The 16,540-nt window shown below is 63.7% G+C and carries 13 protein-coding genes; 8 read left to right on the forward strand and 5 right to left on the reverse strand.

The features are described 5' to 3' along the window. The first annotated feature begins 73 nt into the window (after positions 1 to 73). A complete protein-coding gene (locus tag V473_RS09880) occupies positions 74 to 1,123 on the forward strand; it encodes a hypothetical protein (RefSeq protein ID WP_066603234.1) in 1,050 nt (349 codons plus the stop codon). 43 nt (positions 1,124 to 1,166) lie between these two features. Further along, complete coding sequence (locus tag V473_RS09885; protein ID WP_066603236.1) at positions 1,167 to 2,036, forward strand: DUF817 domain-containing protein; 870 nt, start codon at positions 1,167 to 1,169, stop codon at positions 2,034 to 2,036. Here V473_RS09885 and V473_RS09890 read toward each other — a convergent pair. Next, positions 2,010 to 3,374 (reverse strand): methyl-accepting chemotaxis protein, encoded by a 1,365-nt coding sequence (locus V473_RS09890; RefSeq protein WP_201785495.1) that lies wholly within the window; start codon positions 3,372 to 3,374, stop codon positions 2,010 to 2,012. The two genes, V473_RS09885 and V473_RS09890, sit on opposite strands and share 27 nt — an antisense overlap. Before the next feature lie 143 nt (positions 3,375 to 3,517). On the opposite strand from V473_RS09890, the gene V473_RS09895 reads away from it, so the two are divergent. Further along, positions 3,518 to 4,693: a vWA domain-containing protein gene (locus tag V473_RS09895; RefSeq protein ID WP_066605447.1), complete on the forward strand. Its 1,176-nt coding sequence runs from the start codon at positions 3,518 to 3,520 to the stop codon at positions 4,691 to 4,693. A 125-nt stretch (positions 4,694 to 4,818) separates the two neighbouring features. After that, positions 4,819 to 5,787, forward strand: coding sequence for a hypothetical protein (locus V473_RS09900; protein ID WP_066603242.1), 969 nt, complete (start codon positions 4,819 to 4,821; stop codon positions 5,785 to 5,787). A gap of 43 nt (positions 5,788 to 5,830) precedes the next feature. Here V473_RS09900 and V473_RS09905 read toward each other — a convergent pair whose 3' ends face one another. Further along, a complete protein-coding gene (locus V473_RS09905; protein WP_066603244.1) occupies positions 5,831 to 6,916 on the reverse strand; it encodes an anhydro-N-acetylmuramic acid kinase in 1,086 nt (361 codons plus the stop codon). Positions 6,917 to 6,971: 55 nt separating this feature from the next. Here V473_RS09905 and tyrS point away from each other — a divergent pair, with 55 nt between their 5' ends. Then, positions 6,972 to 8,189, forward strand: a complete 1,218-nt coding sequence (tyrS, locus tag V473_RS09910) for a tyrosine--tRNA ligase (protein ID WP_066605449.1) — start codon at positions 6,972 to 6,974, stop codon at positions 8,187 to 8,189. Positions 8,190 to 8,313: 124 nt separating this feature from the next. Then, positions 8,314 to 8,670 carry a PilZ domain-containing protein gene (locus tag V473_RS09915; protein WP_066603250.1) on the forward strand — a complete coding sequence of 119 codons (357 nt, stop codon included), beginning with the start codon at positions 8,314 to 8,316 and terminating at the stop codon, positions 8,668 to 8,670. Here V473_RS09915 and V473_RS09920 read toward each other — a convergent pair. The 3 genes from V473_RS09920 to recG form a co-directional block, all read right to left on the reverse strand. Next, positions 8,642 to 9,751: a mechanosensitive ion channel family protein gene (locus V473_RS09920; protein ID WP_066603252.1), complete on the reverse strand. Its 1,110-nt coding sequence runs from the start codon at positions 9,749 to 9,751 to the stop codon at positions 8,642 to 8,644. The two genes, V473_RS09915 and V473_RS09920, sit on opposite strands and share 29 nt — an antisense overlap. Before the next feature lie 195 nt (positions 9,752 to 9,946). After that, positions 9,947 to 10,177, reverse strand: coding sequence for a hypothetical protein (locus V473_RS09925; protein ID WP_066603254.1), 231 nt, complete (start codon positions 10,175 to 10,177; stop codon positions 9,947 to 9,949). Positions 10,178 to 10,279: 102 nt separating this feature from the next. Next, a complete protein-coding gene (gene recG / locus V473_RS09930; protein ID WP_066603258.1) occupies positions 10,280 to 12,340 on the reverse strand; it encodes an ATP-dependent DNA helicase RecG in 2,061 nt (686 codons plus the stop codon). Between the two features lie 86 nt (positions 12,341 to 12,426). Between recG and V473_RS09935 the strand changes: the two genes are divergently transcribed. Together V473_RS09935 and mfd are read left to right on the forward strand one after the other, a co-directional pair. Next, entirely contained in the window at positions 12,427 to 12,693 is a 267-nt protein-coding gene (locus V473_RS09935; RefSeq protein WP_066603273.1) for an FAD assembly factor SdhE, read from the forward strand. Between the two features lie 128 nt (positions 12,694 to 12,821). Next, a complete protein-coding gene (mfd, locus tag V473_RS09940; protein WP_066603275.1) occupies positions 12,822 to 16,295 on the forward strand; it encodes a transcription-repair coupling factor in 3,474 nt (1,157 codons plus the stop codon). The last annotated feature ends 245 nt before the right edge of the window (positions 16,296 to 16,540 follow it).

Raw genomic sequence — 16,540 nt, forward strand, 5'->3', positions numbered from 1 at the left:
CGGTTTAGTCTGTAGCCTCTCCTTCATAGTTCAATGCCGCGCAAAGACGGTATCGACCTGGAGAGTGATGACAATGCCGAAGCGCACCAAAGGACTCATAGCCGCTATAGTCTCCGCGACAGCGTTGTGCCTTTCCATTCCGACTATCGCCCATGCCGCCGACGCCGAAGCCTGGACCCCGACCGAAAGCGCCATCCGCGCCGCCTCCGCCGGCATCGCCCTGCCCCATACCGTCGCCGGCCTCTCGCTCAGCAAGAGCGGCGAAGCGTCCAATGGCGGCCGCGCGGTCGACAATTATGCGCAATATCTGTCGGAGGATGGCGCCATCCAGGCGACCCTTTACGTCTATCTGCCAACCTATGCCGACGCCTCGCTGGCCGCTTATATGACTGACAAGGCGGTGATGGAGCGGTTCGGCGCGAAGACCCGCCGCACCGCCTATGCCAGCGCGCCCGTCGCCGGCCGGGCGGACGGCGCGATCCGCGCGGTCTATGACGATGCCGCCGACGGCGCGCTGACCACGGCCGCCGGGTTCGTCCATGCCGGGCGCTGGATCGTCAAGATCCGCGTGACTGGCCCGACCGAGCGTCGCGGCGAAGTGCTGGCCGGTCTAGACGGCATGCTGGCCAACCTGACGGTCGATGACCCGGCCAGCTTGCACGCCACCGCCCCCGCCAGCTTCTCCGCCTGTCCCGCCGCGCCGACCGCCGACGCCCGGCTGACTCCGGCCAAGCCAACCGAGGAAGCCGCGCCGCGGGATGTCCGCATCCCGCGCGATGGCAAGGATGCGCTCTGCATCCGCGGCACGGCCGCCACTGCCGACGGCCGCTACGACATGCTCCAGCAGGCCGGGCGCAGCGATAGCGCGATCATCGTGCCCGTCGATGATAGCGGCACCGTGCTGGCCTTCGATCCCGCCGCCAACGGCGCAGGCTACAAGCTATCGATTCACATGGTGGGCCAGACCGATATTTATGGCGTCTATGACAGGGTGCCCAGCCCGCATCAGATCGCCGCCATCATCGACGGCAAGGACACCCAGACCGCCGAGGCGCAAGCCGTCGCCACCTACGCCGCCAATGGCGAGGTGACGGTCAGCCGCCTGGCGCAGAAGGGGCGCTGAAGGCGCTTTCGATCTTGTCAAAATGCGGCTTTAACATGCCGGGATGAATCAGCCGACAGACGCGACCCGCTTCGCCCGTATCCGCGGCCGTCTGGAAGCGATCAGCATATCGCCCGGTCCAGCGGCATGGGCGTTCGAATTTCTTCTTTTCGGCTTCAAGCAGGGCTGGGCGTGCCTGTTCGGCGGCTTGATGCTGGCGCTCCTGCTGGCTACGCACCTTTTCTACCCGTCCGGCGCATACCTCCATCGCTATGATTTCCTGACGTTGGCGGCGCTCTTCATTCAGGCCGCGATGCTGGGCTTCCGGCTCGAAAGCTGGGACGAGGCGAAGGTCATCTTCGCCTTCCACCTGATTGGCACGATCATGGAATTGTTCAAGACTCATGCCGGTTCGTGGATCTATCCGGAGGCCAGCCTGCTTCATGTCGGTCCGGTACCGCTCTTTTCAGGATTCATGTATGCGGCGGTGGGCAGCTATATCGCCCGTATCTGGCGCATTTTCGATTTCCGCTTCCTCCATTATCCCCCGGTCTGGGCAACGATGTTGTTGGCTGGCGCCATCTACGTCAATTTCTTCGCCCATCATTGGCTGCCCGATATCCGGCTCGCCCTGTTTGCAGCCGCCGTCCTGCTATTTGGCCGCACCTGGATCATCTTTACGCCCTGGCGCGCGCCGCGGCGGATGCCGCTACTTTTTGGCTTCTTCCTCGTCGCCCTGTTCATCTGGTTTGCGGAAAATATCGGCACTTTCGCCAACGCCTGGACCTATCCCGACCAGCGCCATGGCTGGCAGATGGTCAGCGTCGCCAAGCTGGGCAGTTGGTATATGCTCATCATCATCTCCTTCGTGCTGGTGTCGCGCATCCACAACGGCGGCGCGAAATCCTCAGATCAGATAGCCCACCTCATATAGTCCCCAGCGCCGCCCGCTGAACATCAGCGGCACGAACACGCTGCGCAGCGCGCGGTAGCGGCCTTCGCCCAGATCCTGCCGATAGGTGTAGAGGAAGAAGTCGCCCTCCTCCTGCAAGGCGCGACGGGTCTGGCTATCCATGAAAATCTGCCGGTTGCGGGCATTTTCCATGTTCCAGTCAGGGGCGCCTGGCCGCTGCGGCTGGCAGCGCGCGCTAATATGGGTAGGCAGATAGCCGTTCATGTCGAGCAGGCAGCAGCCCACGATCGCGTTGTCCTCGCTGGTGCGGCGATCCAGCACCGGCCGCAACATCCCGTCCGCGAAATTGGTGAAGCCGTTGAGATATTGGGTGGGCGCCGATCCTTCGATCGCGCGGTAATCGGTGTCGAACAGTTGCGACGGGCTGATCTCCCCCTTTTGCAACGCCTGTTCGATCAAGGCGCCGACCTCTTCCGCGCCATCCTCCGCCAAAGCGATATAGCGGCTGTTGCGTGTCTTCTGCGGCCCATGCGCGGCGGTGTTGAGCATGGCGTTGGCCATACCCTCCAGCCCTTCGAGTTGCTCGCGTGCGCTGTCGACCCGCGCCGCGCTGTCGCTGGCCGACCGGCTGAACGCCGCCAGCCCATGGCGCAACGCATTGACGTCGCCATCGGCCGCGTCGGTGCAGGCGACGATAGCGCCCGACCGCTCGCCAAACTGGGTGACCAGCGAAGCGATCTCCGCCATGCCCAGGCGCAGTCGGTCGATATGCGCGCCCGCCCCCCGGCCGCGCACGATATTGGCCTCGACCCCGCCGATCAGGTGGCGCGCATCCCGGTCCAACTGGGTCAGTTTGTCGCCGGCCGACGCCGCTGACTCGCCCGCCTGCCCCGCCAGCCGCCTGATCTCGTCCGCGACCACGGCGAAGCCCTGAGTCGCCGCGCCTCCGCGCGCCGCCTCGATCGCGGCGTTAACCCCCAGCATCCGGGTCTGGCGCGCGATCGCGCCCAGTTCTTCCGAAATATCGCCCGCCGCCTCGATCACGGTAAGGAATTGGCGCAAATGCCCCTCCAGCCCGGTGACATGCTCCACCAACGCCGCCACCTCGCCCAGTGACAGGCCGATCACGTCATGCCCATCGGCGATGATCCGGCCGGCGCGTCGGGCGGTCAGGCTCAATTCCTGCGCCGCGGCGACGCTCTCATTCTGGCTCGCGGCCAGCGTTTCCATATTGGCCTGCAATTTCGCCAGATGCGCCGAATCGCCCTGGATACGGCGGTTCAACTCGCTCAAATATCCGGCCGTCTCGCTGCACTGCAATGCGATGTCGCCCGACCTTTCTCCAAGATCAGCCAACAAGTCCCTGTTTTCCAAGCGCGCCCCTGCTCATCTTTGTGCCGTGGATAGTGACGGATTAACCATGCGCTGCAACACTTAATATTCGAACAACTTTGCAGCGACGGCGGCTTGCATCGCTGCGCGCGGTGGACGACAAGCGATCCATGCTGCTCAATTTTCTAGACGCGCTCCGCGCCGCCGGCATCCAAGCCAGCATCAAGGAGCATCTGCTGCTGCTCGAAGCGCTCGAACGCGACGTCATCGCGCGGCGGCCGGAGGATTTCTATTATCTCGCCCGCGCCACTTATGTGAAGGACGAAGGGCTGCTCGACCGGTTCGACCAGGTGTTCGCCAAGGTCTTCAAGGGCGTGCTGGGCCAGGACGGGGTCGAGGCGGATATACCCGAAGATTGGCTACGCCTGGTCGCCGAGAAATTCCTCAGTCCTGAGGAAATGGAAAAGATCAAATCCCTGGGCGACTGGGACGAGATCATGAAGACGTTGAAAGAGCGGCTGGACGAACAGCAGGGCCGGCACCAGGGCGGCAGCAAGTGGATCGGCACTGGCGGCACCTCCCCCTTCGGCAATGGCGGCTACAACCCGGAAGGCGTGCGGATCGGCGGCGAATCCCGGCACAAGCGCGCGATCAAGGTGTGGGAAAAGCGGGACTTCGCCAATCTCGACAACGCCAAGCAATTGGGCACCCGCAATATCAAAGTCGCGCTACGCCGCTTGCGCCGCTTCGCGCGGGAAGGCGCGGCGGACGAACTGGATTTGGATGAAACCATCCGCGGCACCGCGCGGCAGGGCTGGCTCGACATTCGGATGCGGCCCGAACGGCATAATGCGGTCAAGCTGCTGCTCTTTCTGGACGTCGGCGGATCGATGGACCCGTTTGTGACGCTGTGCGAGGAGCTTTTCTCCGCCGCCACGGGTGAATTCAAGAATATGGAATTTTTCTATTTCCATAACTGCCTCTACGAAGGCGTGTGGAAAGATAATCGCCGCCGCTTTGCCGAGCGGATTTCGACTTGGGATATCCTCCACAAATATGGCCATGATTATAAGGTCATCTTCGTCGGCGACGCGGCGATGAGCCCTTATGAGATCGCCCAGCCCGGCGGATCTGTCGAACATATGAACCCGGAAGCCGGCGCGGTATGGCTTCATCGCGTCACCCACACCTATCCCGCCTGCGTGTGGCTCAACCCGGCGGCCGAAGCCCATTGGGGCTATAGCCAGTCGACGAAGATGATCCGTGAGTTGATGAACGATCGCATGTATCCGCTGACGATTCAGGGTATCGACGCGGCGATGCGCGAACTGACGCGCAAAAGATAGATTGATCCATTCTGGAATATGAAGATCAATAGCTGGTGGATCCGATGAAATCGGTTCAAACTCCCATTGTTAGTATATAAATAAAGGATCAGCCTTTTTCTGCCATAATAGGTGGGAGAAGACTCATGCGAGTACTACACATCATTTCTTCACTTGCACTTTCACTTCCAGTCCCGACATGGGCGCAGGCCAACGCCTGCAAGGCTCAGGAAGATGCCGTCAATGACGTCGCCCAGATATTTGCCAAGGATCAAAGCGACCTTAATGATCGATCGAACAGCATTCAGGGGGATGCGGGCAAGGCCGAACTGTCCGGCACCGTCGATATCAAGATGGTGGAGCAACGGTGGGTGTTCGACATTCCAACGGTTATAATGAAAACCAAAGCAATGGCGTTGGACATTCCGCAGGTCACCATGAACCTGCGAACGCTGTCGTGGGACAATCCAACTGTCGTCATGCGCGCGAAAAAGGTTGGCCAATATCCGGAATTCAAATGCAGCGGTGGCCTGATCCCCAAATGCACCGTCAAATGGAAGGACATCATCACCCATGTCCCCGTCACCGAAATGCGGCGACAGGAAATCAAGATGCACATCCCGGAAACCCGCATGGAGCGTACAGATTTCACGATGGACATTCCCGAAATTCATCCAGATCGCAAGGAATGGTTCGTGAAGATTCCCGAAGTCACGCTCCGTAACATCATAGTAGAAGCGGAAAAACTGAAGGAGCGCGGAGACGCCTTGGGCGCTGACGCCATGGCGCTCGCCAATCGGCAAAAAGAGGTTGCGGCGGAACGCACGGCTGCCCTATTCCAATGTCATGTCGATAGCCTTCAGACCAAACGCCTGGAGGTCGCCAGTCAGTTCGACACAGTCCTGAACAGCATCGACAGCGCGATCGATACGATACGCAAAAATGGCGGCAATCCGAGCAAGATCGTGACCGACGCTGGAGGCCCTCCCTTCGACATGCTGGCCCAACGGCTGGACCTGATTGCAAAGCGCGACGCCGCGCTGGCCCAAATCGACAATGCGCTTGCGGCGATGCAGAAGGACGAAGTTCTCCAGATCGACAAAACGATCGCCTGATTTTCAATGACGACCTTGCCCGCCGTTCGGGCAAGGTCGCTTTTCATGCCGAAAACAACACTCCGCCCGTCATCGCCTCCGGCGCGCCGGTCGTCCCCGGAAAGCTGATCGGCAGCCCCTTCAGGCGCCGCACCGCCATATAGGCGAAACCCTGCGCCTCCAGCGCGTCACCGTCCCATCCCAGCCCGTCGACCGATAGTATCGCCGCCCCGGTCCGCTCCGCCAGCATCGCCATCAGCGTCGCATTATGCCGTCCGCCACCCGCGACATGGATCGCCGCCGGCCGCTGTGGCAGATGATCGACCGCGCGCGCCACCGCCGCCGCGGTGAAGGCCGTCAGCGTCGCCGCGCCATCCTCCAATGATAATCCCCGCACCACATCAATGCTGAACTGCTCGCGATCGATGCTCTTGGGCGGCGGCGCGTCGAACCAGGGGTCGGCCATCATCGCCGCCAGCCGCGCGTCATCCGGCCGCCCCCGCGCGGCGCAGGCCCCGCCCGCATCATAAGCGGCATCGCCATGCGTCTGCATCCAATTGTCGATCAGCCCGCTCGCCATGCCAGTGTCGAACGCGATCAACGTCCCGTCCGACCCGATGAAGGTGATGTTCGCCACCCCGCCCAGGTTCAGCACCGCCGCTGGCTTGTCCAGCCCCGCCGCCAGCGCCCGGTGATAGACCGGCATCAGCGGCGCGCCCTGTCCGCCCGCGGCCACATCGGCGCTGCGCAGATCGGCGACCACCGCTATGCCGAACGCCCCCGCCAGCCCAGCGCCGTCGCCAATCTGCCACGTCCAGCCCCGGTCGGGCCGATGCGCGACGGTATGGCCGTGAAAGCCGATCACCGTCACATCCTCCGCTATATGCCCGCTGCGCCCCAGCAGGTCGGCGACCACCTGCACATGCCGCTCGGTCAGTTCCGCCTCGACCGACGCCAGCAGCGGTTCGAACCCCGGCTTCTCCATCGCCATCGCACGTCGACACGCTTCGGCTAGGCGCACGCGGAAGCCGTCATCATAAGCCATGGCGTGAAATTCGACCGCGTGGGCTTGCCCTTCGCCGTCCGTTTCGATCAGCGCCGCGTCGATTCCGTCGCGCGATGTGCCGGACATCAGGCCGATTGCTAGCATGATCGAAGACTCCGCCTCTTTAACAGTCGCAACCGCAATGCTACAGGCGCGCGCCATGAGCAACTATCAGTCCGATCTCCTGCGCCTGCTCGACACGCGCGGCTACATCCACCAGTTGACCGATGCGGGGGGGCTGGACGCCCTTGCTAAAAGCCAGGTGGTGCCCGGTTATATCGGCTTCGATCCGACTGCCCCGTCGCTCCATGTCGGCAGCCTGGTCCAGATCATGATGTTGCGCCGGATGCAGCAGGCCGGTCACAAGCCGATCGTTCTGATGGGCGGCGGCACAGGCAAGATCGGCGACCCCAGCTTCAAGGACGAAGCCCGCAAGCTGATGACCGGCGACACGATCTCGTCCAACATCGCCAGCATCAAGCGGGTGTTCGAACGCTTCCTGACCTTTGGTGACGGCCCGACAGACGCTGTGATGGTCGATAATGCCGACTGGCTCGACGCCCTGGAATATATCCCGTTCCTGCGCGACATCGGCCAGCATTTTTCGGTCAACCGGATGCTCAGCTTCGATTCGGTCAAGACACGGCTGGACCGCGAACAGTCGCTGTCCTTCCTCGAATTCAACTATATGATCCTGCAGGCCTACGACTTTCTGGAACTGTCGCGCCGCTCGGCCTGCCGTCTACAGATGGGCGGCTCCGACCAGTGGGGCAATATCGTCAACGGCATCGAATTGTCGCGCCGGGTCGATGGCACGCAGGTCTTCGGCCTGACCAGTCCGCTCATCACCACGGCGGATGGCGGAAAGATGGGCAAGACCATGAACGGCGCGGTGTGGCTGAACGCCGACGCGCTGGCGCCCTATGATTATTGGCAATTCTGGCGCAACACGCAGGATGCCGATGTCGGCCGTTTCCTGGCGCTGTTCACCGACCTGCCGCTGGACGAGATCGCCCGGCTGGAGGCGCTGGAAGGAGCAGAAATCAACGAGGCGAAGAAGATCCTCGCCCATGCCGCGACCGCCATGGCCCACGGTGAGGAAGCTGCGACCGCGGCCGCCGAAACGGCGCGCAAAACTTTCGAGGAAGGCGCGTCGGACGCCAACCTGCCGACGGTCAGCCTCGGCGCGGAGAGCCTGACCATCGTGCAGGCGATAACCGGCCTGGGATTCGCCACCTCCAACAAGGAAGTGCGCCGCAAGCTGACCGAAGGCGCGATCCGGGTGAATGGCGATGTCGTCACCGACCCCGCTCTTACGCTCACGCCCGGTGACAGGCTGAGTTTCGGCGCGAAGAAACACGGGTTGGTCGTCGCGTAACAACAATGTGTTCCCGCGCAGGCGGGAGCACACATGATTTGGCCGAAGGTCAAAACAGCGTTAGCCCATCATTAACACTCCTTCCTATCAAATCGTCCATTTTCAACTGCTTAGGCTGCGGACCATGTCGTCTTCCGTCTTTGCCAATCTCGGCCATGTGCTGCGCTCGCGCGACCCTGCGGTCGATCAACGCCGTGCGCAGCGCGAACTGGTCGATATGGTCAGCCATGTGACGGCGCAGGGGCGCAGCCATGGCGTGCGGATCATCAACATCTCCGCGCTCGGCCTGATGTGCCGCAGCGACAGCCCCTTGTCGCAGGGCGAGCGGGTCAGCATCTGGTTGCCGATCCTCAAAGACTATCCTGCTGAGATACGCTGGGTCGAGGATGGTCGGGTCGGCATGGAATTTTACGAGCCGATTTCCCCCAAAATCTATGATGCGATGCTCTCGATCATCCCGCCGCGCCGGACGGCCTGGTAGCGGCTGCATCGAGGCTGGGGAAATCGGGCCGGGCAAAGCCCTCGCCCGCCTCCACCCGCTGACGCCCGCGCACCAGCGCTTCGGGCATGTCGGTGCGCAGGAATGTCAGCATCGCTTCCCGCACCTCGCAGCGCAGGTCGAACGCGATGCCCGCATTGCGCGCGCTCAGCAGTCCGCGCAGTTCCAGCGCGTCGGCGCGATGATCCGTCACCTGCAAGATTGCGACCCGCCCGTCCCAGCGCGCGTTCGCCTGCACCGCCTCCACGAACCGGGTGCGGATACGCTCGATATCGGCGGTCGGATCGACGTAGAGGAACACCGTGCCCAACAGGTCGGACGTCCTGGTGGTCCAGTTCTGGAACGGCTTTTCCAGGAAATAGGACACCGGCACCACCATCCGCCGGTCATCCCATATGCGCACCACGACATAGGTCAGCGTGATATCCTCGATCCGCCCCCATTCCCCCTCAACGATCACCACATCGTCCAGCCGGATCGGCTCGGAAAAGGCCATCTGGATGCCCGCGATCAGATTTTTGAGCGCCGGTTGCGCCGCCGCACCCACCGCCAGGCCGACCAGCCCCGCCGACGCCGCCAGCGTCACGCCGATCGTCCGCACGCCGGGAATCGCCATCAGCATCATCGCGATCACCAGCACCGCGACGATACTCTGCGCGATACGATAGAGGATACGCACCCGCGTATGTCGCTTGCGCGCTTTGAGATTATCCTCAGCATTGATATCCGCGCCGCGCTCGATCATCACCCGCGTCGCACGCATCAGCCGCAGCAGCAGCCAGCCGACCAGCAGCGCAAACACCATCTTCGACCCGATCGACCAAAGCCCCTCGACCCGCCGCCCCATGTCGAGCGGCTGCAACCCCGCCCCCAGCGCCAGCAACACCACCAGCCACCGCGTCGGCTGGAAAATCGCGGGCAACAACACCGGATCCATCCGCCGCCGCACGACCCGCAGCGCGACCGCATAGAGCGCCCAGTGGATCAGGAACGCGGACACCACTGCGGCCAAAATCGAAAAGGCGGCGGTCGATGTGATATGGGTCAAGCTGATGTCGGTCATGCGGGGCCAACGCGACGGCGTGAGGATTTGTTTCGCAGGTGCGGCATGCCCCATCCACCGTCATCCCCGCGCAGGCGGGGATCCATCTCCCCAGCTTGGTACTTGGCGCGAGATCAGGAGATGGATTCCCGCCTTCGCGGGAATGACGAGAAAGGGTGGGGAGCGGACGGACGGCTGAGAAGCGGAACCGCGCAGTTACAGACTGTATAGCCCAAGCGAATTGCCGAGGATGAAGACTCCACCCACAAGGAATAGCAGGTTGTAAAGGGCGCAAAACCAAAACAGAGCAGGGCTGCGAACTCGGTGGCCGCGAACAAAGCTCGTGACGGGAACATCCATGTCCCCAGACTTCCATCCGGCAATCAGATGCCAAGCGAAGATCGCGCTGCCAAATAGCGCAGCGAAGCCGATGATGGTGTCCCTCATAGGAGCATTCTAACGCTCGGCACTATGTCCGCAATCGGGAAGGGATAAACGCCGATCGAACGGCAACAAATGGTCGTTTCCCGACACCCACCCCGCTTCCAACTACCCCCCCCTGAGCAACCCCACAGCCGCATCCTTCTCGAACAGATAGAGGCACGTCCGCGCCGCCTGCCCCCGCGCGCTGTCCAGTCCGCCGTCCCGCTCGATCAGCAGATGCGCGTCGTCCCGCGCGCTATCCACCAGCGCCGCGACATGCTCCGGGGTCGCGACCTTCAACGCCGCTTCGCCCGACTGCCGCGTGCCCAGCACTTCGCCCGCGCCACGCAGTTCCAGGTCCGCCTCCGCGATCCGGAACCCGTCATTCGTCTCGCGCATCAGCGCCAGCCGAGCGCGCGACGTCTCGCCCAGCGCATTGCCGCGCAGCAGCAGGCAGGTCGACGGCTTGTCGCCGCGCCCCACGCGCCCGCGCAACTGGTGCAACTGGGCAAGGCCGAACCGATCCGCCCCCTCGATGATGATCAGGCTGCTATTGGGCACGTCCACGCCCACTTCGATCACCGTCGTCGCTACCAATATCTGCGTCCGATTGGCGGCGAAGGCCTCCATCGCCGCATCCTTGTCCGGCCCCTTCATCCGGCCATGGACCAGCCCCACCCGCGCGCCGAACCGCTCGCGCAGCGATTCCGCCCGCATTTCCGCCGCGGCCTGATCGCTCGTCTCGCTCTCCTCGACCAGTGGACACACCCAATAGGCCTGCCCCCCGCCCTCGACATGGCGAGCCAGCGCCTCCACCACCTCGTCCAGCCGCGTGGCGGCCATCACCAAAGTCTGGATCGGCTGGCGCCCCGGCGGCATCTCGTCCAGTCGGGAGACTTCCATCTCGCCATAATAGGTCAGCGTGAGCGTGCGCGGGATCGGCGTCGCCGTCATCACCAGCAGATGCGGCGATCGTTCCGCCTTGCTCGCCAGCATCATCCGCTGCGCCACGCCAAAGCGATGCTGCTCGTCGATCACCGCCAGCCCCAACGCCTTATACTGCACCGCCTCCTGAAAGATCGCGTGGGTGCCGACCAATATGTCGATGCTCCCGTCCGCCAGCCCCATCAACGTGGCTTCGCGCGCCTTGCCCTTGTCCCGCCCGGTCAGGATCGCGATTGCGATCGGCAGGCCCGAAGCCATCTTGCGCAGCGTCTCATAATGTTGCCGCGCCAATATCTCGGTCGGCGCCAGCATCGCGCCCTGCATCCCGGCCTCGACTGCATTGAGCAGCGCCATCAGCGCCACCAAGGTCTTGCCCGATCCGACATCGCCCTGAAGCAGCCGCAGCATCGGCGTCGCCTGCGCCATATCGCCCTCAATCTCGGCCGTCGCGCGCCGCTGCGCGCCCGTGGGCGCGAACGGCAGCTTGAGCATATCGCGCAGCCGTCCGTCGCCTTCGATTCTCACGCCCCGCCGCCGCCGCGACGATTGCCGCACCAGCATCAGCGCCAGTTGCCCGGCGAAAATCTCGTCATAGGCGAGCCGCGCGCGGGCCATGGCGTCCGCCGGATCGGCATGGACCCGCGCCAGCGCCTCGCGCCACGCCGGCCAATCCTTGCGCGCCAGCAGGCTCGGCTCGATCCATTCCGGCAACTCCGGCGCCCGCGTCAGCGCCTGCCCCACCAGATCGCGCATCCGGTTGTTGGTCAGCCCTTCGGACAGCCCATAGACCGGTTCGCGCGCCGGGAGCATATGCGCATCCTCAGGCGCCAGCACATCGGGATGAACGATCTGGAGCGTATCGCCATAGGCCTCCAGCTTGCCGGAGATATATTTCGGCTCGCCCAGCGGCAACAGCTTGCGCGGCCATCCGCTATTCTTCCCGAAATAGACCAGCGCGACATGATTGCCATAGCGATCGACCGCATCGACCCGGAACGGCGCACGTGCGCTGCCGCTGGCGCGATAATCGACCGGCGTCAGTTCGATCCCGACTACCCGCCCGGCGTCCGCCATGTCGAGCCGGTCGGTCAGGTGCCGATCGACCCAGCTGACCGGCAAGTGAAAGGCCACATCGACCGCGCGCGCCAGCCCCAGCCGCTCCAGCGGCCGGGCCAGAGCGGGGCCGATCCCCTTGAACAGGGATATTTCGGCAAAGAGCGGATTGAGAATATCGGGTCGCATGTCTATCTGGCTGCCTGTAGCTGAGCGGGGGCGGTCATACAAATCCCCGATCGGCCATTTTGCCATGCCCGCAAAAGGAACAAATTGTGAACGACGATCCCCTGATGCGCCGCCTGAAATTTCGGGCCTGGCACCGCGGCACACGCGAATCGGATTATGCGGTCGGTGGCTTCTTCGAACGCTATCACGCCGAATGGAACGCCGAGGAGATTGCCTGGTTCGAACGCTTCATGGACGAGCAGGATGCCGACATCATCGGATGGGCGCTGGGCACCATCCCGGTGCCGGACGAATGGAAAGGGCCGATGATGGACAAGTTCCTGAAGCTCGATTTCGTGAAAATCGAGAACTGACAAGTCCCCCTCCCGCTTGCGGGAGGGGTTAGGGGAGGGTCTGTCTCTTCCCATCCTTTACAAGCCCTCCCCCGACCCCTCCCGCAAGCGGGAGGGGAGCAATCGAGGAGAGGACCGGACAGCCAGATATGACCGATCTCCAGACCATCCTGAAGGCCACGGCGCCCCTCACCCTGTCGGGCGTTCCCGCGGGGTTCCAGCCCTGGCTGCTCGCCGACATCGCCCGCGCCGCGGGGGCTGCGGGCAATCGCGCGGTCTTCATCGCCTCCGACGAGCAGTTGATGCGCGCGGTCGCGGACACGGCGCATTATTTCGCGCCAGAGATCGAGATCATCGAAATTCCCGCCTGGGACTGCCTGCCCTACGACCGCGCCAGCCCCTCGCTGCGCGCCGCCTCCGCCCGCCTCGCCGGTCTCCATGCCCTGCAAGCCAGGCCCAAAGGCCCGCAACTGGTCCTCACCACGCTGGCCGCCATGACCCAGCGCACGCTCACCCCGTTCCGCGTTCGGCAGTTGGTCGCCAAACTTGCGCCCAAGGAACGGATTGCTATCCAGACGCTGGCGCAGATGCTCCAAGCGAACGGCTATGTCCGCACCGACACGGTCCACGACCGGGGCGAATTCGCCATTCGCGGCGGCATCGTCGATCTCTTCCCCGGTGGCGAGGACATGCCGCTGCGCCTCGATTTCTTCGGCGACGAGATCGAAACCGTCCGCCGTTTCGATCCCGCAGACCAGCGCACGATCGAAAATGTCGACGGCTTCACCCTTCTCCCCGCCTCTGAAGCGCTGCTGGACGAAGACACGATCAAGCGTTTCCGGAGCCGCTATCGCGAAACCTTCGGCGCGACTGCGACCGGCGACCCGCTCTATCAGGCGGTCAGCGACGGCCGCCGGCTCGCGGGCATGGAACATTGGCTGCCGCTGTTCGAGGAAAAGCTCGTCCCGCTCGCCGATCATCTGGGCGAGGACGCCGTTCTGATCCGCGACCCAGGCGTGGCCGGCGCAGCGGAAAACCGGTTCGAGGCGATCCGCGACTATCATGCCAACCGCGTCCAGGCGAAGTCCGCCGATCCCGGTTCCTACCGCCCGCTCAAACCTGAATTGCTTTACCTGAGCGCCGCCGAATGGGACGCGGCCGTCGCGACCAAGCCGATGCACGGCACCACGCCCTTCCGTGAACCGGAAAGCGCGACCGTACTCGATTTCGCCGTCGACGGCCCGCGTGATTTCGCCCCCGAACGCGCGCAAAATACGAACATCTACGAAGCCGTCGGCAAACATATCGCCGCCCTGCGCAAGACCAGGAAAAAGGTCATCATCGCCAGCTACTCGGTCGGCGCGCGCGAGCGTCTTTCGGGCCTGCTCGCCGACCATGACGTCACCCGCCTCGCCGCCGCCGACGGCTGGCAGGAGGCGCTGGGCACCGCCGCCAGTGGCAGCGTCACGCTCACCGTCCTGCCGCTTGACCACGGCTTCACCGCGCCCGACGTCGCCGTCCTCACCGAACAGGATATGCTCGGCGACCGCCTCGTCCGCCGCGCCAAGCGCAAGAAGAGCGCCGACGCCTTCCTGCAGGAACTGGCCACCCTCTCGCCCGGCGATCTCGTCGTTCACATGGACCATGGCATCGGCCGCTATGAAGGGCTGACCCAGATTCCGGTCAGCAAGGCGGCGCATGACTGCGTCGCGCTGACCTATGCGGGCGGCGACAAACTCTACGTCCCCGTCGAAAATCTCGAAGTCCTCTCCCGCTACGGCTCCGAAAACGAAGGCGTCAGCCTCGACAGACTGGGCGGCGAAGCGTGGCAGCGGCGCAAGGCCAAGATGAAGGAGCGCATCCGCGAAATCGCGGGTGAATTGCTCAAGACCGCCGCCGAACGCGCCCTGCGCGCCGCCACCGTGGCGGAACCGGATCAGGCGGGATACCCCGCCTTCGTCGATCGCTTCCCCTATCAGGAAACCGAAGATCAGGATCGCGCCATCAGCGACGTGGTGGAGGATCTGGGGTCGGGCAAGCCGATGGATCGCCTCGTCTGCGGCGACGTCGGCTTCGGCAAGACCGAGGTCGCGCTCCGCGCCGCCTTCGTCGCCGCGATGGCAGGGATGCAGGTCGTGGTCATCTGCCCCACCACGCTCCTTGCGCGCCAGCATCATATGCAGTTCGAGGAGCGTTTTCGCGGCTTCCCCGTCAATATCGGCCGCCTCTCCCGCCTCGTCCCGGACAAGGAGGCGAAGGCGACCAAGGCGGGCCTGGCCGACGGCACGGTCGACATCGTCGTGGGCACCCATGCGCTGCTGGCCAAGGGGCTGGAATTCAAGCGCCTCGGCCTCGTCATCGTGGATGAGGAACAGCGGTTCGGCGTCACCCACAAGGAACGGCTGAAGTCGCTCAAGACCGACGTCCATGTCCTGACCCTGACCGCCACGCCGATCCCGCGCACGCTGCAAATGGCCATGTCGGGCCTGCGCGAACTGTCCGTCATCCAGACCCCGCCGGTCGATCGCCTGGCGGTCCGCACCTACATCATGCCCTGGGACGGCGTCGTCATCCGCGAAGCGCTGCTGCGCGAACATTATCGCGGCGGCCAGAGCTTCTTCGTCGTCCCCCGCATCGCCGACCTGACCGAGATCGAGGAGTTCCTGCGCAACGAAGTGCCGGAGATCAAGGCCATCGTCGCCCATGGCCAGATGAGCGCGACCGAAGTGGAAGAACGCATGTCCGCCTTCTACGACAAGCGCTACGATGTCCTGCTCTCCACGACGATCGTGGAATCCGGCCTCGACATCCCCAGCGCCAACACGCTCATCATCCACCGCGCCGACCGTTTCGGCCTGGCCCAGCTCTACCAGCTACGCGGCCGCGTGGGTCGCTCCAAGACACGCGCCTATGCCTATATGACGACCCCCGCCAACCGCATCATCACCGAAACGGCGGAAAAGCGATTGAAGGTCTTGTCGGACCTCGACACGCTGGGCGCCGGTTTCCAGCTCGCCTCCCACGATCTCGACATTCGCGGTGCGGGCAATCTGGTCGGTGACGAACAGTCGGGCCATATCAAGGAAGTCGGCTTCGAACTCTACCAGTCGATGCTGGAAGACGCGATCATGGACGCCAAGGCGGGCGGGGTCGGTATCGAAAAGCGCAGCGACAGCTTCTCCCCCCAGATCAGCGTCGACGCGCCCATCCTCATCCCCGACGATTATGTGCCTGACCTTGACCTCCGCATGGGCCTCTATCGCCGCATCAACGAGATCGAGGATCGCCAGGGCCTTGAATCCTTCGCGGCCGAGCTGATCGACCGTTTCGGCAAGCTGCCGCTGCCCACGCAAAACCTGCTCAAGATCATCGAAATCAAGCAGAATTGCATGACCGCGAACATCTCGAAGATCGACATGGGCGCAAAGGGCGCGCTGGTCAGCTTCTTTGAGGACCGCTTCCCGAACCCCGCCGGGCTGGTCGCCTATGTCCAGCGCCTCGACGGCGTCGCCCGCCTGCGTCCCGACAGCAAGGTCGTGGTCAACCGCGCCTGGCCCGACCCGCAAGCCCGCCTGAACGGCGCGCTGCAATTGTCGAAGGGATTGGCCAAGGCGGCGGGGTAGAAGCGGGAGGGGAAAATCCCATCCCGCTTCCCTACGTCGCGCTTTTCTGGTCTATCCGCCGGATGGAACAGCCTCACGGAAGATCATCCGCAACCGTCACCGGTGACCCGGATGGCGCGCAACTGGCGCGTCGCTATGACCCTGGTGGCGCGTCAAAGATACGTCGCTGTAACCTAAGGCGCACTTGGCCCACGCAAAAGCGCCAAATCCAGCCTGTAATTTTTGCGACGACGGTGTGAACTTCG

It is taken from the genome of Sphingobium cupriresistens LL01 (genome assembly GCF_001046645.1).
In the GTDB taxonomy this organism is placed as follows: Bacteria; Pseudomonadota; Alphaproteobacteria; order Sphingomonadales; family Sphingomonadaceae; genus Sphingobium; species Sphingobium cupriresistens.

Bases quoted from the DNA above. Each gene is read 5' to 3' on its own strand.
- recG (WP_066603258.1), bottom strand. From the start codon at position 12,340: ATGCGACCCGATATTCTCAATCCGCTCTTTGCCGAAATATCCCTGTTC.
- tyrS (WP_066605449.1), top strand. From the start codon at position 6,972: ATGAGCAACTATCAGTCCGATCTCCTGCGCCTGCTCGACACGCGCGGC.
- V473_RS09925 (WP_066603254.1), bottom strand. From the start codon at position 10,177: ATGAGGGACACCATCATCGGCTTCGCTGCGCTATTTGGCAGCGCGATC.
- V473_RS09915 (WP_066603250.1), top strand. From the start codon at position 8,314: ATGTCGTCTTCCGTCTTTGCCAATCTCGGCCATGTGCTGCGCTCGCGC.
- V473_RS09900 (WP_066603242.1), top strand. From the start codon at position 4,819: ATGCGAGTACTACACATCATTTCTTCACTTGCACTTTCACTTCCAGTC.
- mfd (WP_066603275.1), top strand. From the start codon at position 12,822: ATGACCGATCTCCAGACCATCCTGAAGGCCACGGCGCCCCTCACCCTG.
- V473_RS09920 (WP_066603252.1), bottom strand. From the start codon at position 9,751: ATGACCGACATCAGCTTGACCCATATCACATCGACCGCCGCCTTTTCG.
- V473_RS09885 (WP_066603236.1), top strand. From the start codon at position 1,167: ATGAATCAGCCGACAGACGCGACCCGCTTCGCCCGTATCCGCGGCCGT.
- V473_RS09895 (WP_066605447.1), top strand. From the start codon at position 3,518: ATGCTGCTCAATTTTCTAGACGCGCTCCGCGCCGCCGGCATCCAAGCC.
- V473_RS09905 (WP_066603244.1), bottom strand. From the start codon at position 6,916: ATGCTAGCAATCGGCCTGATGTCCGGCACATCGCGCGACGGAATCGAC.
- V473_RS09880 (WP_066603234.1), top strand. From the start codon at position 74: ATGCCGAAGCGCACCAAAGGACTCATAGCCGCTATAGTCTCCGCGACA.